Genomic DNA, 24,815 nt, shown 5'->3' on the forward strand with positions numbered 1-24,815 from the left:
TCCGGCGCGCGGGCATGCGGTTACTCTAGCGTGCCGTCGGCCGCGGTCCATGCGTGCGTCCTGTGGTCCCCGGTTGCCCCGTGGGCCCACCGGCCGCGTCTGGTCCTGGTGGCGGGTCCTGTCCCCGGCGGCGGTCCTGGCTGGGTGGATGTGGTGTTCGGGCGGAAACCCACCTGACCGATCGGTATGCTGACGACCGTGAAGTTCGTCGTGCTTTCGCTGATCGTCAATGCTCCGGACCCGCACACGGGCGTGACGATGAGCCAGCACGACAAGCTCGCCAGCGTCCTGGACCAGGCGGCGCTGGTCGAGCAGCTCGGCTACGACGCCTACCAGATCGGCGAGCGGCACGGCGCCCCGTTCCTGTGCTCGTCGCCGGCGGTGCTGCTGACCGCGGTCGCCGCCCGCACCCGCCGGGTCCGCCTGCTCACCGGGGTCACCGTGCTGAGCATCCACGACCCCGTGAAGGTGGCCGAGGAGTACGCGCTGCTCGACCACATCAGCGGCGGCCGGCTCGACCTCGTCATCGCGAAGGGCAACCACGCGCCGCACTACGCGACCTTCGGGCTCGACCCGGCCGAGCAGTGGGACGTGCTCGCCGAGAAGTACGAGCTGCTGCGCCTGCTGTGGTCGCAGGAGAGCGTGACCTGGTCCGGGCGTTACCGGGAGCCCCTGGTCGACCTGACGACGCAGCCGCGCCCCTACCAGTCGACGATCCGGGTCTGGCACGGCAGCGCGACAAGCCGGCAGACGACGGAGCTGGCCGCGAAGCACGGCGACCCGCTGTACTCGGCCAACGGGTTCTTCAGGGTGGCCCAGTACCAGGACCTCATCGACCACTACCGCCAGCGCTGGGCCGAGCACGGCCATCCGGGCGAGCCCCTGGTCGGCAGCGGTTTCCCGGCCCTGCTGATCCGTAAGACCTCGCAGGAGGCCCTGGAGGCGTACCGGCCGTTCTGGAACGCCCAGCGCGCCACCCCCGCCGCCAAGCACAACAACTCGCCGTTCTGGGAGCTGGAGGAGTTCATCGAGCAGGGCTCCGCCCTCGTCGGCAGCCCGCAGCAGGTCCTCGACAAGATCCACCGGTTCACCGAGCTCTACGGCCAGCAGCTCACCGGCATCGGCGTCGACTCCCTGCCGGTCGCCTGGCAGCGTGAGCAGCTCGAATGGTTTGCCGCCGACATCGCCCCCGAGCTGCGCCGCACCTACCCCGACACCCTGTGGGAGTCCGAGCCGACGACCGACCCCACCGCCACCCCGGCCGCGGCTGACGCCCTTTCTGGGTAGGTGGCTGGCCCGGCCCCGGCGACTGGGGCGCACCCTCCTGCGGCGCGCCGGGGGTAGTCGTCGCCGGACGAGCAGGCTCTTGGCCGGGCAGGCGGCTGCCGACAGACGTCGACAGGGCCGTCAGGCGATCTCGAGGTTCAGCGATCGCACGAGGCCGACCAGCTCGTCGCGGTACAGCGTCGTGGGGTCGCCGGTCACCGAGCGGAGGTGGCCGTAGATCTCGAGGGCGACGGGGCCGTGCATCCGGCCCCACACCCGGGCGGTGAGGGCGAGCCCGGCCGGCGGCAGGTCGGGGTAGGCGTCGCGCACGGCGGACACCATCGCCGGCGCGAAGTCGGACCACTGGTAGCCACTGCCGAACTGGTCGGTTCGGATGCGCGGCCAGGCAGCGGCGACGAGGCCCGTGATGCCCAGGCAGGCGCGCTTGGCGGCCGCGGGGACGGGCCCGTCCGCCGGCGCCTGGTAGCCGGGCACGGCGTCGCCGTAGATCAGCCGGAAGCCCTGCTGGTTGGCCAGCGACCATCGACGGAACGCCTCGCCCCAGGCCACGATCCGGCCGCCGAGATCGTCGGGCGGGACGGCGTCGCGGGCCGCCTCCAGCTCGTCGATGACCGAGACGTACGTGTCGGCGATCAGCGTGGTGATGAGCGCGTCGCGGGTGGCGAAGTAGCCATAGATGGCACTGCCGCTCATGCCCATCGCGCGCGCGATGGCGCGCAGCGAGATGGCGTCGGGTCCGCCCTCGGCCATGTGCGCCAGCGCCACCGCCTGGATCTCCGCGGTCGTCTGCGCACGCAGCCGCGCGCGTCGACCCAACGTCTGCTCACCCACCCTTGACATCGTACAGCGCGCGAATAAAGTGCGGCTCATGAAAACCGAGCACCGCACGGAAATCGAACGGCCCTCGCTATCGGTGGTCTCGACCGGTCCGTCGAGCGCCAGGGCAGTCCTGTTCGACACGCTGGGCGCGCCCGACGTGCTCTACCTCGACGACGTCGAGCTGGTCGAGGTCGGACGGATGCAGCCCGGCGACACGGTGGTGATCACGGCCGCGTCCAGCGCGGTCGGGCTGGCCGCGATCCAGCTCGCGAACTGTCTCGGGGCCACGCCCGTCGCCGTCACCAGGACCGGCGCCAAAGCCGAGCGGCTGCGGGAGATCGGCGCCGCGCACGTCATCGCCAGCGACGACGGCGCTGTGGTCGAGCAGGTGCACGCGCTCACCGGCGGCCACGGTGCTCGCCTCGTCTTCGACAGCGTCGGCGGCCCCGACCTGCCGACGCTCGCGCGAGCCGTGGCCGCCGACGGCATGCTGATCGTCTACGGATCCCTCGACCCGCGGCCTGCTCCCCTTCCGATGTGGTGGCCGGTCAACGTGTACGGCTACGCCGTCTTCCACCTGTTCGCCGACCCGGGGCGCATCCGGCGCGCCGAGGCGTTCATCGGCAACGGCGTGCGCCGCGGAGTCCTGGCACCGGTGATCGACCGAACGTTCGACCTCAGCGACGTCGCCGCGGCACACCGTCGCATGGAGACCAACAACCAGATCGGCAAGATCGTCATCACCGTCGGGCACTGATGCGAACACCGATCAGAAGGAAGCGTCCGCCATGAGCTCGGCCCCCATCGACCCGGCCAGTGCCGCGCAGCTCGTCCAGGAACCCGACCACCGGCTGAGAGTCCCCGCCGGCACACCTGTCCCGAGGTGGACCGCCCGCCGAGCCCGGACCGCCCGCCCACCCGCGTGCGGGAGCTGCGCCCAGCTCCGCGCCGGCCGGACGGCCGGCGCGACAGGCGCGGTGTCGAGTCGCCGGCGCGGTCAGCCGAGGGCGGCGGTGGCCTCGATCTCGACGAGGGCCTCCGGGCGGCCGAGGCCGGCAACCCGCAGGACCGTGACGGCGGTGGGATGGGGTCCCCACACCGGGCCGGTCGCCGCGTACGCCTCGGCGGGATCGACGTGCGCGGCGAGGTAGACGTTCAACCGGGCGACGTGCTCGGGCCCCGCGCCGGCGGCGGCGAGCAGCGTGAGGACGTTGCGCAGCGCCTGAGCGGTCTGCTCGGCGATCCCGCCGGTGATGACGCCGTCGCGGTCGGTCCCGTTCTGGCCGCCGATGTAGAGGGTCCGGCCGGCCTCGGCCACCGTCGCCTGCGAGTAGGCGGGCGAGGAGTGCAGCTCCGGCGGGTTGAGATGGGTGACGGTGCTCATCGGTCTCGTTCCTCCTTGGGTGATGTCCTGACTCGAGGGTGACCGAGGGGGCGCCAGATCGGGCCGATGGCGGCGCCCTCGCCGAGGGTTCCTTCGGGCGTGGTTCTCGCAACTGTCGCCGTCCCGGCGGGGGACGCTGCGCGGACGTCGGGCCGGACCCGTTCTGCCCGGCGGCGGGGGCGCCCCCACCGCCGGGGCGACCAGGCGTGAGCATGCAGACACCCCGTGCCCGACCAGCGGCCGTCACCTGCGCGGATGGTGGCCCGGCTCGGACTGGCATGGCCCGATCGCGCCAGGGTCATTTGTCGTAATTCGACCGCGTCGGGCACGATTCCACCATGCGTCCAAGGTGATCAACTCTCGGGCGCCGGCACCTGAGTCGTCCGACCGGGACAACGAGCCGTCGCACTCCACCTGCGGCCGCCCAGCCCGGTCCGGCCGCCCGCCGGCCGCCCGCGTCGGCGTCCGCGTGGCCACGCGGACGCACCGGATTGGCCCCGGTCCACCGGGACGCAGTCTCCATCTCTGTGCTGCACACCGGCGGCTGGCGCGTCGCCTCAGCGCGGGCACGGACCCGTCCGTGCCCGTCGCGCCTGCGCGCCGGTCGTCCGCTGGCCGCGTGCGGGCGCAGGCAACCGTCGCCGACAGATCGATGCCCTGTTCCTGAGCGTTGCCCTGTTCCTGAGCAAGGTGGGAGTTCGCATGCGCGATTTGCGCCAGACCCTCGGACGATCCCCGCGCGCGGCGGGCGAGTCGGCCGAGGCGTGGCGGGCCCGGCTGGCCGGCCGGTCGGCGGACGCCCAGCATGAGCTGCTGCTCGACCTGGTCGCGGCCCAGGTGGCCGCGGTGGCCGGCCCGGGCGCCGGCATCGTCGATGCGGAGGCGCCGTGGCGCGCTCTGGGGATCTACCGCCACATCGCCGAGCGGCTGCGGGCGGCGCTGGCCGAGCAGACGGGTCTGCGCCTGTCCGCCACCCTGTTCTTCGACCGGCCGACGCCGCGGGCCCTGGCGGACCATCTGCGCCGCGAACTGCTCGGGATCGGTGACGAGATCACCGCCGTGAGGCCGACCGCGGCGGGCCCCGCGGCGGGACCGCTGGCGGGTGGGGCCGCGGCCGGCGACGGGCAGCGGCCGGCGGACGACCCGATCGTCATCGTCGGCATGGGTTGCCGGCTGGCCGGCGGCGTCGACTCGCCGGAGGCGCTGTGGGAACTGGTGCACGCCGGGCGAGACGCGGTCGCCGGACTGCCCGACGACCGGGGCTGGGACCTGGCCGGGCTCTACGACCCGAACCCCGACCATCCCGGCACCGCCTACACCCGCCACGGTGGGTTCCTCACCGGCATCGACCAGTTCGATCCGGCGTTCTTCGGCATCGGCCCGCGGGAGGCCAACGCCCTCGACCCGCAGCAGCGGTTGATGCTGGAGGTCTCCTGGGAGGCGGTGGAGCGGGCCGGCATCGATCCCCGGTCCCTGCGCGGCAGCCGCACCGGCGTGTTCACCGGCGTCTCGCTGCAGGACTACGGGCCGGCCTGGCACACCGCGCCGCAGGACGCGCAGGGCCAGTTGCTCACCGGCAACGCCTCCGGGGTGATCGCCGGCCGGGTCGCCTACACCTTCGGGCTGGAGGGACCGGCGCTGAGCGTGGACACCCAGTGCTCCGCCTCGCTGGTCGCGACGCATCTCGCCAGCCAGTCGCTGCGCGCGGGGGAGTGTGACCTGGCGCTTGTCGGCGGGGTGACCGTCATGTCGACGCCGGGGATCCTGGTGGAGTTCAGCCGCAAGCGGGGGCTGGCGCCCGACGGACGGTGCAAGGCGTTCTCCGCCGACGCCGACGGCACCGGCTGGGCCGACGGCGCGGGCGTGCTGCTGCTGGAACGGCTCTCCGACGCCCGCCGCCGCGGCCACCGGGTCCACGCGGTGCTGCGCGCCACGGCGATCAACCAGGACGGCGCCAGCAACGGGCTGACCGCCCCCAACGGCCTGTCCCAGCAGCGGCTCATCCGCCAGGCGCTGGCCAACGCCGGCCTGCGGACCGCCGACGTCGACGCGGTGGAGGCGCACGGCACCGGCACCACGCTCGGCGACCCGATCGAGGCCCAGGCCGTCCTCGCGACCTACGGTCAGGACCGGCCGGCCGGCCGGCCGCTGTACCTGGGCTCGCTGAAGTCCAACATCGGCCACGCCCAGGCCGCGGCCGGGGTCTGCGGGATCATCAAGATGGTCCAGGCGCTGCGGCACGAGGTGCTGCCGCGCACCCTGCACGTCCGCGAGCCCTCGCCGCACGTCGACTGGTCGGCCGGCGACGTCGAGCTGCTCACCGAAAACGTCGCCTGGCGGCGCCGTGAGGGCCGCCCGCGCCGGGCCGGCGTGTCCGCGTTCGGGGTGAGCGGCACCAACGCCCACGTCATCCTCGAGGAGCCCCCGGCCGAGCCGCGCCCGCCCGCGCCGCGCAGCGGCTGCGCCGACCGGCCCCGCACCACCACCCCACCCGCACCCACCACCCCGCCCGCACCCGTCACGCCGCCCGCCGCTGCCATCCCACCCACCACCGAACCCACCACTCCACCTGCCACTCCGACCGCCACCCCTCCCGCCGCCGCGGTGCCGGTGGCGTCCGGGGCGCCGGTCGCCGTCAGCGGCGCGGCGGTGCCGATCGTGCTGTCCGGTCGGACGCCGGCGGCGCTGCGCGCCCAGGCCGAGCGGCTTGCCGCGTACCTGGACCGCCGTCCGGGCCTCGACCCCGTCGACGTCGCCCACACCCTCGCCGGCCGGTCCCGCTTCGAGCACCGGGCGGTGGCGCTGGCCGGCCCGCGTCGAGGCGGCGACGGCGGCCGACGTCTCGCCGGTGCGCTGTCCGCGCTCGCGGCGGGCCGACCGGCGGCCGGGCTCGTTCTCGGCACGCGCCCCGCCACCCCGCCGGGCCGCACCGCCATGCTGTTCACCGGGCAGGGCAGCCAGCGCAACGGCATGGGCCGCGACCTCTACGACGCCTTCCCCGCGTTCGCCGACGACCTCGACGAGATCTGCGACCGGTTCGCCGACCACCTCGCCCGGCCGCTGCGGGAGGTGATGTTCGCCGCCCCCGGCACGCCCGACGCCGCCCTGCTCCACCGCACCGAGTACACCCAGCCGGCGCTGTTCGCCTTCGGTACGGCGCTGTACCGACTGGTCACCTCCTGGGGGGTGACCCCGGCACTGCTCGCCGGGCACTCGATCGGCGAGCTGACCGCCGCCCACGTCGCGGGCGTGTGGTCCCTGGACGACGCGGTGACGCTGGTCGCCGCCCGCGGCCGGCTCATGCAGTCCTGCCGTCCCGGCGGCGCGATGATCGCGATCCGGGCGGGTGCCGGCGAGGTCGCCGCGTCGCTGGCCGGCCAGGAGGGGCGGGTGGAGATCGCCGCCGTCAACGGTCCCGAGGCGACGGTCATCGCCGGGGACGCCGACGCCGCCGAGCGGATCGCCGCGGCCTGGGCGGCCCGCGGCCACGCGACGAGGCGCCTCGCGGTCAGCCACGCCTTCCACTCCCCGCACATGGCGGGCATGCTCGACGAGTTCCGGGTCATCGCCGGGCAGGTCACCCACCACGCACCGGCGATTCCGATCGTGTCCACCCGCACCGGCGAGCCCGCCGGCGACGAGCTGTGCACCCCCGACTACTGGGCCGGTCACGCGCGTGGCGCGGTGCGCTTCCTCGACGCCGCCCGCCGCCTGCACGCCGAGGGCGCCGGCGCCTTCGTCGAGCTCGGCCCCGACGCGGTCCTCACCGCGCTGCTGCCCGGCTGCCTGCCGGCGGACGCCGCGGCGCCGATCGCGGTCGCGACGACCCGAGCCGGGCGGCCGGAGGCCGACACGCTGCTCACCGCCCTCGCCGGCCTTGACACGCACGGCGTCGACGTCGACTGGCGGGCCGTGATCGGCCGGGCCGGCACCGTGATCGACCTGCCCACCTACCCCTTCCAACGCCGGCGCTACTGGTTGGCGGGCACCGGCGCCGCCATCCCCGCCCCCCGTCAGGCCGACGGCACCCCGACCCCCGCCCCGCAAGGCGCCGCTGCCCCGCAAGGCGCCGCTGCCCCGCAAGGCGCCGCCGCCCGGCAAGCCGCCGACGCGCAGGCCGCCGACACGCTGCGCCTGGCGTGGACGGGCCGGCCCAGGGCCGCCGGACTCGGCGAGCCGGCGCAGCCCGCAGCCGGGGCCGCCGGTGATCCCGGCACCTGGCGGTACCGCACCGTCTGGCAGCCGATGGCCGACGCCGACCTCACCGCGGCCATCGCCGCGCAGGCCGCCACCACCGGACCGTTGAGCGGCCGGTGGCCCGTGCTCATCCCGCCGGACGGGGTGGACGACGCGCTGCTCGCCCGCGTCACCTGGATGATCGAGCGTCTCGGTGGCACGCCGCTGCCGATCCCGCTCGCCCGGGCCGACCGGTCCGCGGTTGCCGCGCGCCTGGCCGAGGCGATCCGCCGCGACACGGGGTTCGGCGACACCGGATTCGGCGAGGCGGCGGCGCCCGCAGGGGCCGTGCCCAGGGCCGACCGTGTCGGCGTCGACCGTGTCGGCATCGATCGAGTCGGCATCGATCGAGTCGGCATCGATCGAGTCGGCGGCGTCGTGTCCCTGCTCGCCCTCGACGGCACCCCCCACCCGGACCACCCGCATCTCACCACCGGCCTCGCCCTCACCGTCACCGGCGTCCAGGCGCTGGGCGACCTGGGGGTCGGCGCGCCGCTGTGGGCCGTCACCCGCGGTGCGGTCACGACGGGCGCCGAGGATCCCGTCACCCAGCCGGAGCAGGCGATGGTCTGGGGTCTGGGCCGTACCCTCGCGCTGGAGACGCCGCAGGTCTGGGGCGGCCTCATCGACCTGCCGACCAGCCTCGACGACCAGACCCTGCTGTGGTTCGGCACCGCGTTGACCGCCCCCGGCGGCGAGGACCAGTTCGCCCCCCGCCCGCAGGGCCTGCGAGTACCCCGCCTGCTGCGCATCCCCGCATCGGACCCCGCCCCGACGGCGGCCCTGACGCCGGGGGAGGCGACCTGGCGGCCGGACGGGACCGTACTGATCACCGGCGGCACCGGCGCGCTCGGCGCGCACACCGCCCGCCGCCTGGCCCGCGACGGGGCCCGCCGTGTCGTCCTCGCCAGCCGGCGCGGTCCCGACAGCCCCGGCGCCCGGGAACTGCTCGGCGAGCTGGCGGCGCTGGGCACGCACGCCACGATCGACGCCTGCGACGTGGCCGACCCCGGCCGGCTCGCCGGGCTGCTGCGCGAGCTGGCCGACGCCGGCGAACCGGTCACCGCCGTCGTGCACGCCGCGGGCACCGCCGGCCCGACCACGCCGCTGGCCCAGCTCACTCTGGCCGAGTTCGCGGGCGTGGTCGCCGGCAAGGTCGCCGGCGCCGGCACGCTCGACCGCCTGCTCGACGGCCCGGACGGGGCGAAGGTGGCGGCGTTCGTGCTGTTCTCGTCGATCTCGGGGGTCTGGGGCAGCGGTAACCAGGCCGCCTACAGTGCCGGCAACGCCTACCTCGACGCCCTCGCCGCCCGCCGTCGCGCCGAGGGCCGACCGGCCACCGCGGTGGCCTTCGGCCCCTGGGCCGATGCCGGTCTCGGCGCCGAGCCGGCGCTGCGCGACTACCTGACCCGCCGCGGCCTGCGCCCGCTGGCCCCCGAACCGGCCGTCACCGCGCTCACCCAGGCCGTCGCCGCGGGCGAGACGGCGCTGACCGTCGTCGACGTCGCCTGGGAGACGTTCCTGCCGTCCATCACCGCGGCCCGGCCCAGCCGCTTCTTCGAGGAGCTGCCCGTCGCCGCCCTGCCCGTCGCCGCGCTGCCCGCGGGACGGCTCGGGCAGTCGGCGACACCGGCCCAGGCGGGGCAGGCCCAGGCGGGGCAGGCCGCCCCGACCGTGCTCGACCTGCGCCCGCCGCGGCGCGCCCAGGTGCTGGTGGAGCTGGTCCATGCCGAGGCCGCGGCCATCCTCGGCCACGACACCCCCGACGAGCTCGACCCGACCCGCCGCTTCCTCGAACTCGGCTTCGACTCCCTCGCCTCCGTCGAGCTCAGCCGCCGCCTGGCCACGGCGACCGGCCTGACGCTCGCCACCCAGGTGGTGTTCGAGCATCCGACGGTCACCGAACTCGCCGCCCACCTGGACACCCTCGCCGCCCAGGTGTCCGCCGCCCAGGTGTCCGCCGCCCGGGTGTCCGCCGCCCAGGTGTCCGCCGCTGGTCCGATGTCCGCCGCCGCGCGCCTGGCCGGCGCCTCCGGCGTCGCCGCGTCGGCGGGCACGGGCACGACGGGTGGTGCGGTCGAGGTCGGGGTGCGTGGGCTGTACCGCCAGGCCTGCGCGCAGGGCAAGTTCGCCGCCGGCGTCGGCGTGCTGCGCGCCGCCGCCCGGCTGCGCCCGGTGTTCGACTCGGCCGCCGAGTTCGGCCCGCCCGCCAGACCGGTGCGCCTGGCCACCGGCCCGGCACCCGTCGCGCTGGTGTGCCTGCCGTCGATGGTGGCCCCGTCCGGGCCCCACAACTTCGCCCGGATCGCCCTGCACCTGCACGGTCTGCGCGACGTCTTCGCCCTGCCGCACCCGGGATTCGGCGACGGCGAGCTGCTGCCGGCGAACGCGGAGCTCGTCGTCGAGATGCACGCCGACACCGTCGCGCGCGCCTTCCCCGTCACACCCGTCGTCCTCGCCGGGTACTCCTCCGGCGGCTGGCTGGCGCACGCCATCGCCTCCGCGCTGGAGGACCGGGGGGTGCACCCCGCGGCGGTGGCGCTGCTTGACACGTGGCTGCCCACCGACCGCATCCCGGAGGAGGACATCCACGAGGAGCTGCGCGGCATCGCCGTCAACGACCAGGCGTTCGCCCTGATGACCGAGGCGCAGATCACCGCGCAGGGTGCCTACCTCGACCTGTTCGAGCACTGGCGGCCGCGCGCCGTCGCCGCCCCGGTCATGCTCCTGCGCGCGGCCGAGCGGATGCCCCGGGGCACCGTCGCCGAGGACATCACCGGGCACGGCCAGGCGTGGACGACCGACTGGTCGATGGATCACGACTCCTTCGACGTGGCCGGCGACCACCAGTCGATGATGAACGAGCACGCCGCGTCGACCGCCCGGGACCTGCACCGCTGGCTGGAGCGGCTGGAAGGGGCGAGGTAGCCGCGCGTCGGCAGGTCGGCAGGTCGGCAGGTCGGCAGGGTCGGCAGGTCCACTGACCGGGTGTGCGGTGCGGTGCGGGGACGGCCCTGTCCCCGCACCGCACCGCCGCCGCGCCGTGGCGCGGCAGCTCTCAGGTCGCCGAGTGCGGGGCCGGCTGGACGGCGGCGATCGACTGCCCGGCGGCGACGGCCCGGGCGAGGACGCCGATGTCCGCCTGGTCGGTGAACAGCCCGTCGACGCCGGCCCTGAGGTAGGCGACCTGCTCGTCGATGGCCCGGCCGAAGTCGTTCGGCGAGGTGCCGCGGCGGTAGTCCGCCGGCAGGAACGTGTTCTCCGCCCGGAACGTGTACGGGTGCAGGACGAGCCCGGCGGCGTGCGCGTCGGCGACCAGCGAGGTCGGCCGCCCCAGCGTTCCGTCGGCGGCCTTGGGGATGACCTGCAGCTTGTCGGGGCCGATGCCGGTGGCGTAGGCGGCGATGCCCCGCAGGCCGGCCGGCGTCACGAGGTCGGCGTAGGTCCGCTTGTCCCCGGCGTCGACGAGGTCGAACGGCGCCCCCTCGGCCGACAGCAGCTGCACCACCGGCGTGCGCAGCCCCAGCGTGCGCAGCTGGGCGAGGTTCGCCGTCTCGAAGGACTGGACGAACACCGCCGCATCCCGCCGGTTCAGGCCGTAGCGGTTCAGCGTGTCGACGAGGCGCTGTTCCAGGGGCAGCCCGGCCTTGGTGAAGTAGGTCGGGTGCTTGGTCTCCGGGTAGACGCCGATTTCCCGGCCGAGCTCCTTCGACAGCCGGACCCGCAGGTCGAGGACCTCGGTGAAGGTCGGGATCTCGAACAGCCCGTCGTAAAGGGTGTTCTCCTGGCGCACGTCGGGCAGCCGCTCCTTGGCGCGCAGCGTCTTGAGCTCGGCCAGGGTGAAGTCCTCGGTGAACCAGCCGGTGGTCGCGACGCCGTCGAGGGACACCGTCTTCTTCCGGCCGGCGAACTCGGGGTGGTCGGCGACGTTCGTCGTCCCGCCGATCTCCGGTTCGTGCCGGCAGACGAGGACGCCGTCCTTCGTGGGCACCAGGTCGGGCTCCACGAAGTCCGCGCCCAGGCGGGCGGCCAGCTCGTAGGAGGCCAGGGTGTGCTCGGGGCGGTAGCCGGAGGCGCCGCGGTGCCCGATGACCAGCGTCGAACGGCGGCGCTCGGCACCGGCGGCGGGCGCACCGGCGGGGGGTGCACCGGCGGCGAGCGCGGGCCCGGCCGCCGCCACCGAGGCGACGAGCGGAGCGGCGGCGAGAGGTGTGGCGACGATTCCCGCAAGCACCCGGCGGCGGTCCACGGATCCTCCAGCGTGCCCGGATGGCGACCCTCGCCCCTGGCGGCGCCCACCCAGCGAAGCGAGCACAGATTTCGGCGCGGAGGATCGGGCCTTGCCCGCCGGGGTCGCCCAGCCGTCGAGTTGGTGAACACCCCCACGGAACATCGACGGGAAAAGTGGCTCCGGCGATTCGATATTCCAATGGCCACGGCGGATCCGGCGCCGTCGTGGTTAGCGTTGGGCCCGTCCTGGAGCAAATGCCCCGATGCTCCGACGGGATGCGTCGAGCAGCGACGTGACCAGGAGGGAGACCGCGCATGGCGAGTGTCGATCCTGCTGTCCGCGCCGCCGGAGCCCGCGCCGCCGGAGCCCGCGCCGTGGCGTCGGAGCCGCGCCGCAAGACGGTCAGCAATTCCTTTCTGCACCGCCTCCAGCGCCGTCACTTCCTGATGTTCGACGTGCTCCCGATCGCCGGTACCGCGGCCGCCGTCGCCTTTCTGTGGGTGCAGCCGCTCGGCGTCACCGAAATCGCGTTGCTGTTCACCTTCTGGCTGGTGACCGGACTGGGCATCAGCGTCGGATATCATCGGTTGTTCACTCATCGCACCTTCAAGTCCGCGCCGTCGGCGGCGGCGGTTCTCGCGGTCTGCGGCTCCATGGCCGGGCAGGGTGGCGTCGTGTCCTGGGTCGCGCTGCACCGTCGGCACCACGAGTGCAGCGACCGCGAGGGCGATCCGCATTCGCCGAACCTCGCCGGCGGCGGGCTACGGGGGCGGCTGCGCGGACTGGCGCACTCGCACTTCCTGTGGATGCGCCGGCACGAATATCCCAATGTCGCGCACTATGCCCCGGACCTGATCCGCAACCGGCCGCTGATGCGCGTCGCCCGCCGCTACCACCTGTGGGTCGTGCTGGGCCTGCTGCTGCCGGCCCTCGTCGGCGGCCTGGCCCACCGCAGCTGGGAAGGCGCCGTCAGCGGCCTGCTCTGGGGTGGCCTCGTGCGCATGTTCGTGCTGGAACACACGATCTGGGCGATCAACTCGTTCCTGCACATGTTCGGTACGCGGCCGTACGAGTCCCGGGAGAACAGCCGCAACGGCGGGATCTTCGCCCTGCTGACCTTCGGGGAATCCTGGCACAACAACCATCACGCCTTCCCCGACTCGCCGTCGTTCGGGCTCACCTGGTACCGGCTCGACCCCGGCTACTGGCTGATCCGGATCCTGGCGGCCGGCGGGCTCGCCCGGGACATCCGGTTGCCGTCCGGGCAGCGCAGGGCGGCCCAGCGGACGGGGCGCCGCGAGGCCGCCGGCCTCGACCCCGCTACCTGACCTACGGACTCCGGGGCCTGGCCCGCGGATTCCCGGACCTGGCCCGCGGATTCCCGGAGCTGACCGCCGATCTCCGGATCTGACACACGCCAGACCTGACGTACGGAGGAGGAGACAGTGGACGCCGCCGCTCGGGAGGGCATCGCCCAGTGGTGTCGGGATCATGTCGCGGACATCCTGGAGCAGCCGGTGTCCGAGATCGACCTCGACGCTGACTTCGACCGCCTCGGGGTGGATTCGGCCGTCGCGGTCTCGCTGCTGATCGCGGTCGAGGACCACTACGGCGTCGACGTAGCCCCCGAGTCGCTGTTCGAGAACCCGACGCTCAACGCGCTCGCGGCCCACCTGTACGACCAGGGCGCCCGGGAGCCGGTGGCCAGCCCGGACCTGGCCCAGCGGTGACGGCGCCCGCCGACGCTGACCGGGCGGCGGGGGCGGCGGCGGCCGTCCGCCATCATTACGACGTCGGCGACGAGTTCTACCGCCTTTGGCTGGACAGCTCGCTGACCTACTCCTGTGCGATGTGGGAGCCGGTCGGCGGGGAGACCCTCGACGGCGGCGGGGACGCCCTGGCGGTCGCCCAGGAACGCAAGCTGCGCTTCCACCTCGACGCGGTGGGGGCCGACCGGGCCCGGGCGGTCCTCGACGTCGGCTGTGGCTGGGGGTCGGTGCTGGCCCGGCTGGCGGTGCGGCACGGGGTGCCGCGGTCGGTCGGCCTCACGCTCAGCGAGCGGCAGGCGGCCCATGTCCGGTCGCAGGCCCTTCCCGGCGTCGAGGTCCGCCTCGAGAACTGGATGGACTACACCCCGCAGGGCCGCTTCGACGGCATCATCTCGATCGGCGCGTTCGAGCACTTCGCCACGCCGGCGGACCCGCCGGCCGAGAAGATCCGCATCTACCGCGAGTTCTTCACCCGCTGTCACCGCTGGCTGACGCCGGACGGCGTGCTGTCCCTGCAGACGATCGCCTACGCGAGCATGCGCCGCGAGCAGGCCAACGGGTTCATCCAGCGGGAGATCTTCCCCGACGCCGACCTGCCCACCCTCGCCGAGATCACCGCCGCCGCCGAGGGGATCTTCGAGGTCCGGGCGCTGCACAACGGTCGGTTCGACTACGCCCGCACCTGCGAGGAATGGGCCCGCCGGCTGCGGGCCCGCCGCGACGAGGCGGTGGCGCTCGTCGGGCCGGATGTCGTCGCCCGCTACGAGCGTTACCTGCGGTTGTCTGCGGTCGGCTTCCGGATGCGCCGGATCTGCCTGCTGCGCCTGGTGCTCGTCCCCTACCGCGGCACCGACGTAGACGGCCCCGGCGGTCCGGCCCGATGACGCACCGCCCGGCCGCGTCCACGGCACCGGCCGTGCCAACGCCATCGCCTGTGCCAACGCCATCGGCTGTGCCAACGCCATCGGCTGTGCCAACGCCATCGACCGCGTCCACGGCATCGGCGGCGCCTACGGCACCTGCCGCGGCGCGGTTCAACCCGTTCAGCGCTGCGTTCCGCGCCGACCCCTACCCGGTCTACCGGGAGCTGCGCCGGACGTCGCCGGTCCTGCGGACGATGGGCATGTGGGTGCTGACCCGCCACGCCGACGTCCGCGCCGTGCTGCACGACCGCACCTTCAGCGCCGGGCTGATCCCACGGCTGGTCAGCCGAGCCGCTGGCGGCGACGCCCTCGGCTCCGTCGCTGCCGGCAACTCGGGCAGGTCCGGCAACGCCGAGCGGATGGTCCAGCTGGCGCACACCTCGCTCGTCTTCACCGACAACCCGCAGCACGCTCGGCTGCGTGCCCTGGTCAACCGGGTGTTCACCACCGCTGAGGTCACCCGGCTGCGGCCCCGGATCGCCGCGATCGCCCGCGGCCTGCTCGACCGGGCGCTGTCCGACTGCGGCGGTCTGGACGCGGTCACCGACCTCGCCGGGCCCCTGCCGATCGCCGTCCTCAGCGAGTGGATGGCGCTGCCGGACGATGTGCGTGGCGAGGTCGGTCGGTGGACGCACGACGTCCGGTTCCTGCTCGAACCCGGCCTGATGGCGCCCGGCGAGGTCGACCGCGTCGGCGAGGTCGTCGCGACCTTCGCCGACGCCATGGCCGGCGTCATCGCCGCCCGCCGCGCCCGGCCCGGCGACGACCTGGTCAGCCGGCTGCTCGCCGCGCGCACCGGCGGCGGGGACCGGCTCACCGACACCGAACTCGGCTTCCTGTGCATCATGTGCTTCGTTGCCGGCGTCGAGACGACAACGGCCCTCATCGGCAACGGGCTGCTCGCCCTGGTGCACCATCCCGACACCGCGGCGCTGCTGCACCGGCGGCCGGAGCTGGTCGCTGCCGCCGTCGAGGAGGCGCTGCGCTACGACAGCCCCCTGCAGCTCACCAAGCGCCTCGCCACCCGCGACGTCGAGCTCGGCGGCAGCCGGATCCGTGCCGGCGAGCAGGTGCTGCTCTGCCTCGGCGCGGCCAACCGGGACCCCGCGGTGTTCGACCGGCCGGACACCTTCGACATCACCCGCCCGGCGGGGGGCCACCTCGCCTTCGGCCATGGGATGCACGGCTGCCTCGGCGGCATGCTCGCCAGGGCTCAGGCCGAGATCGTCTTCGGCTGCCTCACCGGCCGCGCCGAACGCCTCGCGCCCGCGGTCGACCGGCACGGTGACGCCGGCGGGCGGGACCTTCCCCGCCAGGAGCACAGCCTCATCGTCCGCGGGCTGACCAGCCTGCCCGTCGCGCTGGCGGGGGCCTGGTGACGGGCGGGCCTGCGGCGGGGACGCGAACCGATCACGACGTGGCGGGCGCCCTGCTGCCGGACGTGCTGCGCCGACGCGCCGCCGGCGACCCGGACGGGCGGGCGTTCATCCTGCTCGACGAGCACGGCGACGAGCGGGCCGCGCTGACCTACCGGGAGCTGTACACCCGGGCGCTGGCCATCGCCGACCGGCTGGGCCGCCGCTGCGGGCCGGGGGAGCGGGCGCTGCTGGTCTTCCCGCAGGGCCTGGAGTTCATCGTTGCCTACTTCGGCTGCCTGTACGCCCGCGTCATCGCCGTGCCGGTCAACCCGCCGCGCCGCGGCGCGGTCCAGGACGCCACCCGCGCGATCGTGCGGGACTGCGCGCCCACCGCCGTCCTGTCCACCGGCCCGATGATCGACGTGGTCCGGGTGCCGCTGGAGGCCGTCACCGGCCCGCTGGCGTGGATCGCGGTGGACGAGACCGTCCCCGAGCCGACCCTGGAGCCGACCGACGCTGCGCCGGACTGGTCGGGCGAGCCGGACACGGTCGCGTTCCTTCAGTACACCTCCGGGTCCACGGCCGACCCGAAGGGCGTGATGGTCACCCATCGCAACCTGGCGGCGAACCAGGAGATGATCCGGCTCGCCTTCGGCCACGACCGGCACTCGACGTTCGTCGGCTGGGCGCCGCTGTTCCACGACCAGGGCCTCATCGGCAACGTGCTGCAACCGCTGTACCTCGGCGCGACCGGCGTGCTGCTGGACCCGGGGGCGTTCATCCGCCGCCCACTGCTGTGGCTCGCGGCGATCTCCCGCTACCGCGCCCACACCAGCGGCGGTCCGAACTTCGCCTTCGACGTCTGCGCGGCCGCGGCGGCCGGCGGCGGCGTGCCCGACCTGGACCTGAGCTGCTGGCGGGTCGCGTTCAACGGCGCCGAACCGATCCGCGCCGACACGCTGCGCCGCTTCGCCGACGCCTTCGCCCCGGTCGGATTCGACCCGCGCGCGCTCTACCCCTGCTACGGCCTGGCCGAGGCGACGCTGCTGGTCACCGGCAGCCGCAAGGGCCGCGGCCCCCGCACCCTCGACGCGGACGCCGACGGGCTCGGCGCGGGCCGTTACACCCCGACCCCACCCGGCCGCGGCCGGCCCCTCGTCGGCTCCGGCCTTGCCCCCGCCGCCTTCGATGGCGCCACGGCGCAGGCCGAGGGCGCCATGGCGCTCGGGCCGTGGGTCGCAGCCGAGGTGCGGATCGTCGATCCGGAGACCGGGCGCGGCGCTCCGCCCGACCGGATCGGGGAGATCTGGGTCGCCGGCGACCACGTGGCGGCCGGCTACTGGCAGCGCCCGGCGGCCACCGCCGACACCTTTCAGGCCCGCTGCGCCGACGCGCCCGGCCGCTCCTATCTGCGCACCGGCGACCTCGGCCTGATCGTCGACGGCGAGCTGTACGTCGTGGGTCGGCACAAGGACATGCTGGTCCTGCGCGGCCGCAACCACTACCCGCAGGACCTCGAACAGACCGCCGCGGCGGCGCACCCCGCGCTGCGGCCCGGCGGGTGCGCCGCCTTCGCGGTCCCGGGCCCGGGCGGGGAACGCCCCGTCGTCGTCCAGGAGGTGCGCGGCGAACCCGGCACGGACGCCGACCCCGCGGACGTCGCCGGGTCGATCCGCGCCGCGGTGGTGCGCCAACACGACCTCACGCTGGCGGACCTGGTGCTCGTCCGCCCGGGCACACTGCCCAAGACCAGCAGCGGCAAGATCATGCGAGCCGCCGCCCGCCGCCGCTACCTGGCTGGCGACCTCGCACCGTGGGCGGCTTCGCCCCCTGCCGCGCCGGCGTCGTCCCCGGCCGGCTGAGACGCCCGCGGTGGCGGTGCGCCCGGCCAACCCCGACTACGTCCGGTTCGTCACCGAGACGGTTCTCAGCATGCCCGCTGCGGCCCGGCTGGGTTTCCGGGTCGGGCGGGTGACACCCGGCGAGGTCGAACTCCTCCAGCCCTGGCGCCATGAGCTCACCCAGCATGACGGCCACCTGCAGGCTGGCGTCCTCGCCTCGCTGGCGGACCTCGCCGCCGGTTGCGCCGCGGGAACCCTGCTGCCGGCCGGCTGGGTCAACATGACCGTCGACGTCACCCTGAAGATCCTCGCCCCGGCGAGCGGCGCGGCCTTCCTCGCCCACGGCCGGGTGGTCCACGCGGGCCTGACGACGACCATCGCCGCCGCCGACGTCTGGTGCGTCCCGACCACTGACGGCGCAACCGTCCTTTCCGGTGCCGAGGGCGATGAAGGGTTCGACATCGACGCCGACTCAGGGACGGGCCGATCCGGGTCCGACGATCCACTCGGCCCCCGCCGACCCGCAGAGACGATGTGCGCCACCGCGCTGATCACCTTCCGCAACATCCGCCGCCATCCGCCCCGTCCGCCGAGCCGCCGCCCCAGCTGACACGCCCTTGCGCGGGCAGGATCGCCTGGCGGAACCAGGACACCGAAGATCAGAAACCGCGGCAGATCGTCCAGCGGGCGAACCCGGCCTGACGGAGGCACTAGATATCCCCGGTCACGATTCGCTCTGCCTGACTGCGCTCCACACAGAATTCGTTCCCTTCAATGTCGATCATGACGACCCAGCCCGTACCGTCCGGCTTGCGGAAGTCCGCGACAACCTTCGCGCCCAGGCCCAACAGCCGCTCGACTTCTTCATCTCGAGATCGGTCCTGTGGCTGAAGATCCAGGTGCAGCCGGTTCTTGACCTTCTTGCCCTCGGGTACGAGGAGGAAAAGAAGGCCTGGACCGCTGCCCTCTCCGGTGCTCACGAGTACCTCCGGAACCTCGGGCCGGTCGTCCTGGTGCAGGACCCCTCCCAGGACCTCTGCCCAAAAGGACCCGAGAGCGTAGGCATCGGCGCAGTCGAACTCGATATTGCGTATGAGCGAAGTCATGGTGTCACTATCGGCCGTAGGGGCGACCGTTGCGTGCAATGCCCTGACTCGCAACTCGACTGGTCAACCTGGCCTTGCACCAGCGAGCACCGAAAATGGCCAAGTAGCCGCGATCCCGAAGCGTTCCGGCTGGCCAACGAGTCCATCTGGGCAGCTCGGGCGGCCATCTTTACCTGATCCAGGAGGACGGCCGCGCGGTAACCTGCGGTCCGCATGCGCCTTCCCGAGTCGGGTGACGAGGGCCGGACAGGCGGTCGGGCCGGGCCGGTTCGCGCCGCTCAGGCGGTGTTCCGTAGGTGTGGTGGGGGTTGGCTGTAGGGGTTGCGGCGGGGTCGGCGTAGTGGGTCGATGCGGTGGGGTGGGATGAGTGCGGGGCGGTGGTCGTCGGTGAAGATGATGTCCCAGCCGTCGTGGTGGACCCGGCGGTGGTGGGTGGCGCAGAGCAGGAGCAGGTTGTGCAGAGCGGTGGGTCCGCCGTCGCGCCAGTGGATCGCGTGGTGTGCTTCGCACCAGGACGGTGGCCGATCGCAGCCCGGGAACACGCATCCCTGATCGCGGATGGCCAGGGCGCGGCGCAGGTGCGCGGGAACGGTGCGGGTTGATCGTCCGACGTCGAGGGGGACACCGGCGGGGTCGAGCAGGATGCGGCTGATTTCCGCGTCGCAGCTCAGTCGGGCCAGGGCAGCGCGGGGCAGGGGAAGCCCCCAGCTGGTGGTGGCGGGGATGGTGTCGGCGGCGAGCAGGGTCTTCCAGGGGATCGTGACGGTCAGGTGGGGTCGAACTCCGCCGGATTCCGGTAGTGCGGCGGCGCCGAGGGCGCGGCTGATCAGGTCGATGAGGGCGTCGGCGCGGCGGCGGGCCGGGCTGCGGGAATCAGAGGTGCCGTCGACGGCGGGGTGGGGTGCGGCGAGGCTGTCCAACGCGGTGCGGAGCATCGCGGCGCCTTCGGCGTCGAGCTCGCCGCTGAGCAGGGTGGTGCCGGCGGGGGTGTCGGTGAGGGTCAGGCGGCGGATGTCGGCGGGATCGGGGCTTGGCCTCTCGCGGTTGTTCGTGTCCGCGCTGTCACCATCCCCGCCAGCATTGCCGGCGCCAGCATTGCCGGCGCCAGCATTGCCCGTGCGGCCGCTGCCGGGGTTGTTGTGTTCGCCGGTCTGGCTGTCGGCGTGGGGGTCGTCGCCGCCGGGGGAGGTGTCGACCATGGTCAGTGCTTCGCGTTGGCGGGCGGCGAGTTTCACCAGCTGGTAGGGGTCGAACGTGTGGGCGAAGGCGAGCAGGGCCAGTTCGGCTTCGCCGCGCTGTTCGGGTGTCACCCCGGCAGGCAGCGACCGCATCGCCTCGCAGATCACGACGGCGTGCTCGACGGTGAGCTCACCGGCCGCCAGGGCCGCGCCGGTGGCCCGGCACACCTCGTGAACATCACGGGCGAGAGTGATCTGCCTACGCGCCTCCCGGGACGCCAGCGCCAGCCGATCCCGCAACCAGGCAGCAGTGTCCACCGCTCCCTGACGCAGCGCGAAACCCCGATCCTGCGCCTCGACCAGCAGCCGACCACGCGCCGCCGCGACCCGCCCGACCAGCCGGCAGACCCCTTCGATCAACGCCTCCAACTCGCCGTCCGACAGCCGCCAGGTCTCATCCGACAGCAGCCCCTCGACCTGCCCGGCGATCACCGCCAGCCGCGCCGGTGGCACCGGCCCGTCTCGCGCGCCGTCCTCGAAACTCATAGGTCAACGGTAGGACAACGAGATCCCGATGTCGAACGTATGTTCGTCTGCGTGAGCGGCGTCGACGGGCATCAGGACGGGGGAAAGATCTTCCTGTATCGCGACTACCTGGATCCGCTTGCCCTTGCGGCGGCACGGTCGGAGCTGTCCACCCCGGCTGAGCAGGGGGCGGGCTGAGAACACGAGTCCTTCGCGGCGCGACGGGTTCCGTGTCGCCGGCCGGTTTCGGGGTGGTCAGGAGGTCCTGCCCGCGGCCGTGGTCGAGGCCGGCGCGGCGACCCCCGCGGGCGCTGGGGTGATGCCGTGCGTGCGCAGGTAGCGTTCCAGCCGGCCGACGGGGTCGGTGGTCGACCGGTAGGCGAGGTAGCCGTCGGGACGGACGAGGACGGCCTCACCTATCGCGGCGCCGTAGCGTGCCCGCGCCCGGCCGGCCGGGTCGAGGACGGTGCCATCGTCGCCGGAATGCGCTCCGCCGGAACGCGCTCCGCCGGAGTGATCGCCGCCGGAATGCTCACCGCCGGAAGGATCGTCGCGGGTATCCCGGACGGTGGGTGCAGTCGCGACGATCCGGGCGGTGACGAGGTCGCCGAAGCGGGCGTGGATCAGGGCGGCGTCGTCGTGCAGCCGCCGGGCTGCGGCGTCGTCGCTGCCGGCGAACAGCAGGAGCGAGAACCAGGGGGTCCGGGTCGCCTGGCGCAGCGTCGGGCCGTCCGGGGCGGCGAGCGCGACGTCGGGGGCGAGCGCGACGTCCGGGGCGAGGGCGCCCGGGCCCGGCACACCGCGCCGGCGTCCGATGCGGTGCGGGTCGCGGTCGGTGAGGGGACCGTGGGGGTAGCCGAGCCCGAGCTGGCTGAGTGCGGCGGCCGCGCGGCGGCCCAGCGGCGGGCTCGCGGCGACGAGTCGCAGGGCGAGGCCGCGCGCCCGCCGGGCGACCGGGTGCTGGGCGGTGATCACGCGGGTCGCCCGGGCCGTGCCGGCCAGCAGCCGGTCGGCGACCGGCTCGCGCTCGGCGGCGTAGGTGTCGAGCAGGGTCGCGTCCGCCCGGCCGGTGGCGACCAGCGCGAGGCGCCAGCCCAGGGCGTAGGCGTCCTGCAGGCCGGTGTTCATGCCCTGCCCGCCCACGGGACTGTGCGAGTGCGCCGCGTCACCGGCGAGCAGCACCCGCCCGCGGCGAAAACTCTCCGCCCGGCGCTGATGGACGCGGAACGTGGTGGTCCAGAGCGTCTCGGTCAGCCGCGGCGGGTCGGTCAGCCGCGCGTCGAGCAGCCGTTGCAGCTCCGCCGCCACGTCGGGATCGGCCCGGTCGTCGGAGTGGTCGGCCCGGTCGTCGGCCCGGCCGTCGGAGTGGTCGGAGTGGTCGGAGTGGTCGGCGTGATCGTCGGAGTGGTCGGCGTGGTCGTCGGAGTGGGCGCCGGGGAGGTCATCGATGCCGGGGAGGTCGGGGAGGTCGGCGATGAAGCGCCAGTGCCGGGGGCCGGGCATCGGGAAGGCGGCGACGACCCCGGCGGGAGAGAAGGTCACCTGTCCGTGCGCGCGCTCGCGGGCCCAGTCGGTCACGACGTCGCCGAGGGCGAAGGTCTCGGGCAGGTCGAAGCCGTGCGTGGCGATGCCGGCGGCGCGCCGGACCTGACTGTGCGCGCCGTCGCAGCCGACCAGCCAGTCGGTGTGGACGGTGCGCGTCGAACCGTCGGCGTGCCGCAGCTGCGCGACGACATGGTCGCCCTCCTGCCGGACCGCCGCGCACTCGACGCCGGTGTCGATCCGCACCCCCAGCCGCGCGGCGTGTGCGCGCAGCAGGTCCTCGGTCTGCGGCTGTGGCAGCGACAGGGTGAACGGGAAGGGGCTCGGCACCCGACCGATGGGCAGCCGCACGACCGTCCCCCCGCTCCGCCCCGCCCCCCGACCCGCACTCCGTCCGCTCCCGCCGGGTCCGCTCCCGCCGGGCCGCCCGCCGCCCGCGTCGGGTCGGCCGCTGACGTCGTGCACCTCGACCTGGCGCAGCGGATGACCGCGGCGCACCGCCTCGGCGGCCAGGTCGAGGTCGTCGAGCAGCATCAGCGTGCGGCTGCTGACGGCGAGGGCGCGGCTGGCGGGGGATCGGACCGACTCCCGCTCCACGATCCGGGCGCGCACCCCGCGTCGGACCAGCTCGGCGGCCAGCAGCAGGCCGGTCGGGCCGGCGCCGACGATCAGGACTCCGGCCCGGTCCGCGGCACTCGGCATGCGCCGAACGTAGCGATGTCACGGATGGTAGGCAACCGCTGACCACGACCCCCGCTCGGCCGCTCGTCCTGGTGCGGGGCGTCAGCGGCGGTCAGCGGGTGTCAGGGGGTGTCAGCGCTCGCGGATCACCGTCGCCACCGTGTACGGACGGCCGGCCGGGCCGCCCGCGCTGACCTCGTACACCGCGAGGGAACGGCCCCGGTGGACCGCGCGGGTCGTGAAGGTGACGGGATGGTTGCCGTCGCCGGGGCGCAGGAAGCTGATCCGGACCGATGTGGTGTGTGGCGGCCCGTCCGGGTCCGCCAGCGCCACCGCGAGATCGGAGCCGCACAGCAGCACACCGCCGTGCACGGTGTTGTGCGGGTTCTGCATCCCGGGACCGCTCGGCAGGACGAGCGCCGGCCAGCCCGCCTCGGGCCCCGCCGCCCCGGCCGCCGACAACGCCCCGGCCGCCGGTGACGTCTGCTCGGGGATCGCTCCGGCCGACGCCGACGCCGACGCCGACGTCGACGCCGGCGCCAGGTCGAGGGTGTCGAACAGGGACTCGTGGTCCGCGGGCGGCAGGGGCGGGCGCATTCCGCCCGGCGGCAGGATGTCCGCCGGCACGTAGCGGCAACGGCCGGTCGCCACGGCCACCACCCGGCCCTCGCCGTCGTACACGGTGGCGGCGGCGAGCCCGCCGACGGCGTCGCGGCCCAGCAGCGTGGCGTGCGCGGTCAGCTCCGGGCCGGCCCACGGCGGGGGGACGACGACCTCCAGCGAGAGCTGGGAGGTCACCGAATGCCGGTCGCCGAGGCGGGCCCGCAGGATCGCCGAGCCGATCGCGTCGTCGACCACGACCCCGAGCGAGCCGACCGTCGGGACGCCGTCGGGTCCGGCCAGCCACGGCCCGATCCGCATCCGTACCCGGGTACCGTCGTCGCCGTGCACGGGGGGCAGCACCCGAAAGCGCGTCTCGGCGTACTCCCTGGCCCGGGCGCCGGGCGGCTCGGCCCGGCCAGTCGTGGTGGTCAAGCCTTCGGCCCGCCGGCGACGTAGATGATCTGGCCGGAGACGAAGCCGGCGCCCTCGCTGACGAAGAACGACACGGTGTGCGCGATGTCGTCGACCTCGCCGACCCGGCCGACCGGGATCACCCCCGACGACGCGGCGACGTACTCCTCCCAGGTCTTGCCCATGCGGGCGGCGGTGGCCCGGGTCATGTCGCTGGCGATGAAGCCCGGCGCGATGCAGTTCGCGGTGACGCCGAACTTGCCGAGCTCGATCGCCGCCGTCTTCGTGAAGCCCTGCAGGCCGGCCTTGGCGGTGGAGTAGTTCAGCTGGCCGCGGTTGCCCAGCGCCGACGTGCTCGACAGGTTGACGATGCGGCCCCAGCCGGCGTCGACCATGTGCTTCTGAACCGCGCGGGTCATCAGGAACGCGCCGCGCAGGTGCACGCCGATCACCGAGTCCCAGTCGGCCTCGCTCATCTTGAACAGCAGGTTGTCCCGGGTGATGCCGGCATTGTTGATCAGCACGGTCGGCGCGCCGAGCCCCTCGGTGACGGCCGCGACGGCCGCGGTGACCTGCTCGGGGTCGGCGACGTCCGCGCCGACCGCCAGGGCGCGACCGCCGGCCGCGGTGATCGCCTCGACGGTGCCCTTGGCGGCGGCCTCCTCCAGGTCGAGCACGGCGACCGCCAGGCCGTCGCGGGACAGCCGCTGGGCGATCGCGGCGCCGATGCCGCGGGCCGCCCCGGTGACGATCGCGACGCGGGTGGGGGATTCGGACACGGGCGCACTCCTAGCAGTAGAGGTCACGGCAGCAGTAGAGGTCACGGCAGCAGGGTGAGGTCACGGCAGCAGTTGAGGTCAGGGCAGTTGAGGTCACGTGGCAGGTGGGCAGGCAGCCAGGCGGCGGTCGGCGTGGCCGGGC

The 24,815-nt window shown here is 74.3% G+C and carries 18 protein-coding genes and 1 pseudogene; 11 read left to right on the forward strand and 8 right to left on the reverse strand.

Annotation, left to right across the window (positions count from 1 at the left end; translation table 11 throughout):
• Positions 1–198 precede the first annotated feature (198 nt).
• Entirely contained in the window at positions 199–1,287 is a 1,089-nt protein-coding gene (locus FRAAL_RS15020; RefSeq protein ID WP_050997378.1) for an LLM class flavin-dependent oxidoreductase, read from the forward strand.
• A 120-nt stretch (positions 1,288–1,407) separates the two neighbouring features.
• Here FRAAL_RS15020 and FRAAL_RS15025 read toward each other — a convergent pair whose 3' ends face one another.
• Positions 1,408–2,127, reverse strand: a complete 720-nt coding sequence (locus FRAAL_RS15025) for a TetR/AcrR family transcriptional regulator (RefSeq protein ID WP_041939343.1) — start codon at positions 2,125–2,127, stop codon at positions 1,408–1,410.
• A 28-nt stretch (positions 2,128–2,155) separates the two neighbouring features.
• On the opposite strand from FRAAL_RS15025, the gene FRAAL_RS15030 reads away from it, so the two are divergent.
• Positions 2,156–2,863: a zinc-binding dehydrogenase gene (locus FRAAL_RS15030; RefSeq protein WP_083866802.1), complete on the forward strand. Its 708-nt coding sequence runs from the start codon at positions 2,156–2,158 to the stop codon at positions 2,861–2,863.
• Positions 2,864–3,103: 240 nt separating this feature from the next.
• Here FRAAL_RS15030 and FRAAL_RS15035 read toward each other — a convergent pair whose 3' ends face one another.
• Entirely contained in the window at positions 3,104–3,490 is a 387-nt protein-coding gene (locus FRAAL_RS15035; RefSeq protein WP_011604589.1) for a RidA family protein, read from the reverse strand.
• Positions 3,491–4,192: 702 nt separating this feature from the next.
• Between FRAAL_RS15035 and FRAAL_RS15040 the strand changes: the two genes are divergently transcribed.
• The gene (locus FRAAL_RS15040; RefSeq protein ID WP_041939344.1) at positions 4,193–10,654 is read left to right on the forward strand and encodes a type I polyketide synthase; all 6,462 of its coding nucleotides are present in this window, start codon (positions 4,193–4,195) and stop codon (positions 10,652–10,654) included.
• Between the two features lie 130 nt (positions 10,655–10,784).
• Here the strand turns inward: FRAAL_RS15040 and FRAAL_RS15045 are convergent, their stop codons facing one another.
• Positions 10,785–11,960, reverse strand: a complete 1,176-nt coding sequence (locus tag FRAAL_RS15045; RefSeq protein WP_011604592.1) for a glycerophosphodiester phosphodiesterase — start codon at positions 11,958–11,960, stop codon at positions 10,785–10,787.
• Between the two features lie 311 nt (positions 11,961–12,271).
• On the opposite strand from FRAAL_RS15045, the gene FRAAL_RS15050 reads away from it, so the two are divergent.
• The 7 genes and pseudogenes from FRAAL_RS15050 (at position 12,272) to FRAAL_RS15075 (ending at position 18,458) form a co-directional block, all read left to right on the forward strand.
• Positions 12,272–13,285: an acyl-CoA desaturase gene (locus FRAAL_RS15050; RefSeq protein WP_011604593.1), complete on the forward strand. Its 1,014-nt coding sequence runs from the start codon at positions 12,272–12,274 to the stop codon at positions 13,283–13,285.
• Positions 13,286–13,402: 117 nt separating this feature from the next.
• Positions 13,403–13,687, forward strand: a complete 285-nt coding sequence (locus tag FRAAL_RS15055) for an acyl carrier protein (protein WP_041939346.1) — start codon at positions 13,403–13,405, stop codon at positions 13,685–13,687.
• The gene (locus tag FRAAL_RS15060) at positions 13,684–14,610 is read left to right on the forward strand and encodes an SAM-dependent methyltransferase (protein ID WP_011604595.1); all 927 of its coding nucleotides are present in this window, start codon (positions 13,684–13,686) and stop codon (positions 14,608–14,610) included. Before FRAAL_RS15055 ends, FRAAL_RS15060 begins: the two co-directional genes overlap by 4 nt.
• Positions 14,611–14,696: 86 nt before the next feature.
• The gene (locus FRAAL_RS15065; RefSeq protein ID WP_011604596.1) at positions 14,697–16,028 is read left to right on the forward strand and encodes a cytochrome P450; all 1,332 of its coding nucleotides are present in this window, start codon (positions 14,697–14,699) and stop codon (positions 16,026–16,028) included.
• 62 nt (positions 16,029–16,090) lie between these two features.
• Positions 16,091–17,338: pseudogene (locus FRAAL_RS15070) on the forward strand (AMP-binding protein); the annotation flags it as partial.
• Between the two features lie 144 nt (positions 17,339–17,482).
• Positions 17,483–17,869 carry a hypothetical protein gene (locus FRAAL_RS36365; protein WP_505474307.1) on the forward strand — a complete coding sequence of 129 codons (387 nt, stop codon included), beginning with the start codon at positions 17,483–17,485 and terminating at the stop codon, positions 17,867–17,869.
• Positions 17,870–17,879: 10 nt separating this feature from the next.
• Positions 17,880–18,458, forward strand: a complete 579-nt coding sequence (locus tag FRAAL_RS15075; protein ID WP_011604598.1) for a PaaI family thioesterase — start codon at positions 17,880–17,882, stop codon at positions 18,456–18,458.
• 100 nt (positions 18,459–18,558) lie between these two features.
• Here FRAAL_RS15075 and FRAAL_RS15080 read toward each other — a convergent pair whose 3' ends face one another.
• Positions 18,559–18,954 (reverse strand): VOC family protein, encoded by a 396-nt coding sequence (locus FRAAL_RS15080; RefSeq protein WP_011604599.1) that lies wholly within the window; start codon positions 18,952–18,954, stop codon positions 18,559–18,561.
• Between the two features lie 278 nt (positions 18,955–19,232).
• Positions 19,233–20,678, reverse strand: a complete 1,446-nt coding sequence (locus FRAAL_RS15085; RefSeq protein WP_011604601.1) for an HNH endonuclease signature motif containing protein — start codon at positions 20,676–20,678, stop codon at positions 19,233–19,235.
• A 51-nt stretch (positions 20,679–20,729) separates the two neighbouring features.
• On the opposite strand from FRAAL_RS15085, the gene FRAAL_RS35570 reads away from it, so the two are divergent.
• A complete protein-coding gene (locus tag FRAAL_RS35570; RefSeq protein WP_256804742.1) occupies positions 20,730–20,855 on the forward strand; it encodes a hypothetical protein in 126 nt (41 codons plus the stop codon).
• A 57-nt stretch (positions 20,856–20,912) separates the two neighbouring features.
• Here FRAAL_RS35570 and FRAAL_RS15090 read toward each other — a convergent pair whose 3' ends face one another.
• From FRAAL_RS15090 to FRAAL_RS15100, 3 genes are all read right to left on the reverse strand, one after another.
• Complete coding sequence (locus FRAAL_RS15090) at positions 20,913–22,901, reverse strand: FAD-dependent monooxygenase (protein WP_011604602.1); 1,989 nt, start codon at positions 22,899–22,901, stop codon at positions 20,913–20,915.
• Positions 22,902–23,012: 111 nt separating this feature from the next.
• On the reverse strand, positions 23,013–23,915 hold the full coding sequence (locus FRAAL_RS15095) for a PaaI family thioesterase (protein ID WP_011604603.1): 903 nt from the start codon (positions 23,913–23,915) through the stop codon (positions 23,013–23,015).
• Positions 23,912–24,673: an SDR family oxidoreductase gene (locus FRAAL_RS15100; RefSeq protein WP_011604604.1), complete on the reverse strand. Its 762-nt coding sequence runs from the start codon at positions 24,671–24,673 to the stop codon at positions 23,912–23,914. Before FRAAL_RS15100 ends, FRAAL_RS15095 begins: the two co-directional genes overlap by 4 nt.
• Between the last annotated feature and the right edge of the window lie 142 nt (positions 24,674–24,815).

This window comes from Frankia alni ACN14a, from assembly GCF_000058485.1.
Lineage (GTDB): Bacteria > Actinomycetota > Actinomycetes > Frankiales > Frankiaceae > Frankia > Frankia alni.

Excerpts from the sequence above, each read along its gene's own strand:
- FRAAL_RS15025 (WP_041939343.1), bottom strand. The coding sequence starts at position 2,127 with ATGTCAAGGGTGGGTGAGCAGACGTTGGGTCGACGCGCGCGGCTGCGT.
- FRAAL_RS15030 (WP_083866802.1), top strand. The coding sequence starts at position 2,156 with ATGAAAACCGAGCACCGCACGGAAATCGAACGGCCCTCGCTATCGGTG.
- FRAAL_RS15035 (WP_011604589.1), bottom strand. The coding sequence starts at position 3,490 with ATGAGCACCGTCACCCATCTCAACCCGCCGGAGCTGCACTCCTCGCCC.
- FRAAL_RS15040 (WP_041939344.1), top strand. The coding sequence starts at position 4,193 with ATGCGCGATTTGCGCCAGACCCTCGGACGATCCCCGCGCGCGGCGGGC.
- FRAAL_RS15050 (WP_011604593.1), top strand. The coding sequence starts at position 12,272 with ATGGCGAGTGTCGATCCTGCTGTCCGCGCCGCCGGAGCCCGCGCCGCC.
- FRAAL_RS36365 (WP_505474307.1), top strand. The coding sequence starts at position 17,483 with ATGCTGGTCCTGCGCGGCCGCAACCACTACCCGCAGGACCTCGAACAG.
- FRAAL_RS15080 (WP_011604599.1), bottom strand. The coding sequence starts at position 18,954 with ATGACTTCGCTCATACGCAATATCGAGTTCGACTGCGCCGATGCCTAC.
- FRAAL_RS15085 (WP_011604601.1), bottom strand. The coding sequence starts at position 20,678 with ATGAGTTTCGAGGACGGCGCGCGAGACGGGCCGGTGCCACCGGCGCGG.
- FRAAL_RS15090 (WP_011604602.1), bottom strand. The coding sequence starts at position 22,901 with ATGCCGAGTGCCGCGGACCGGGCCGGAGTCCTGATCGTCGGCGCCGGC.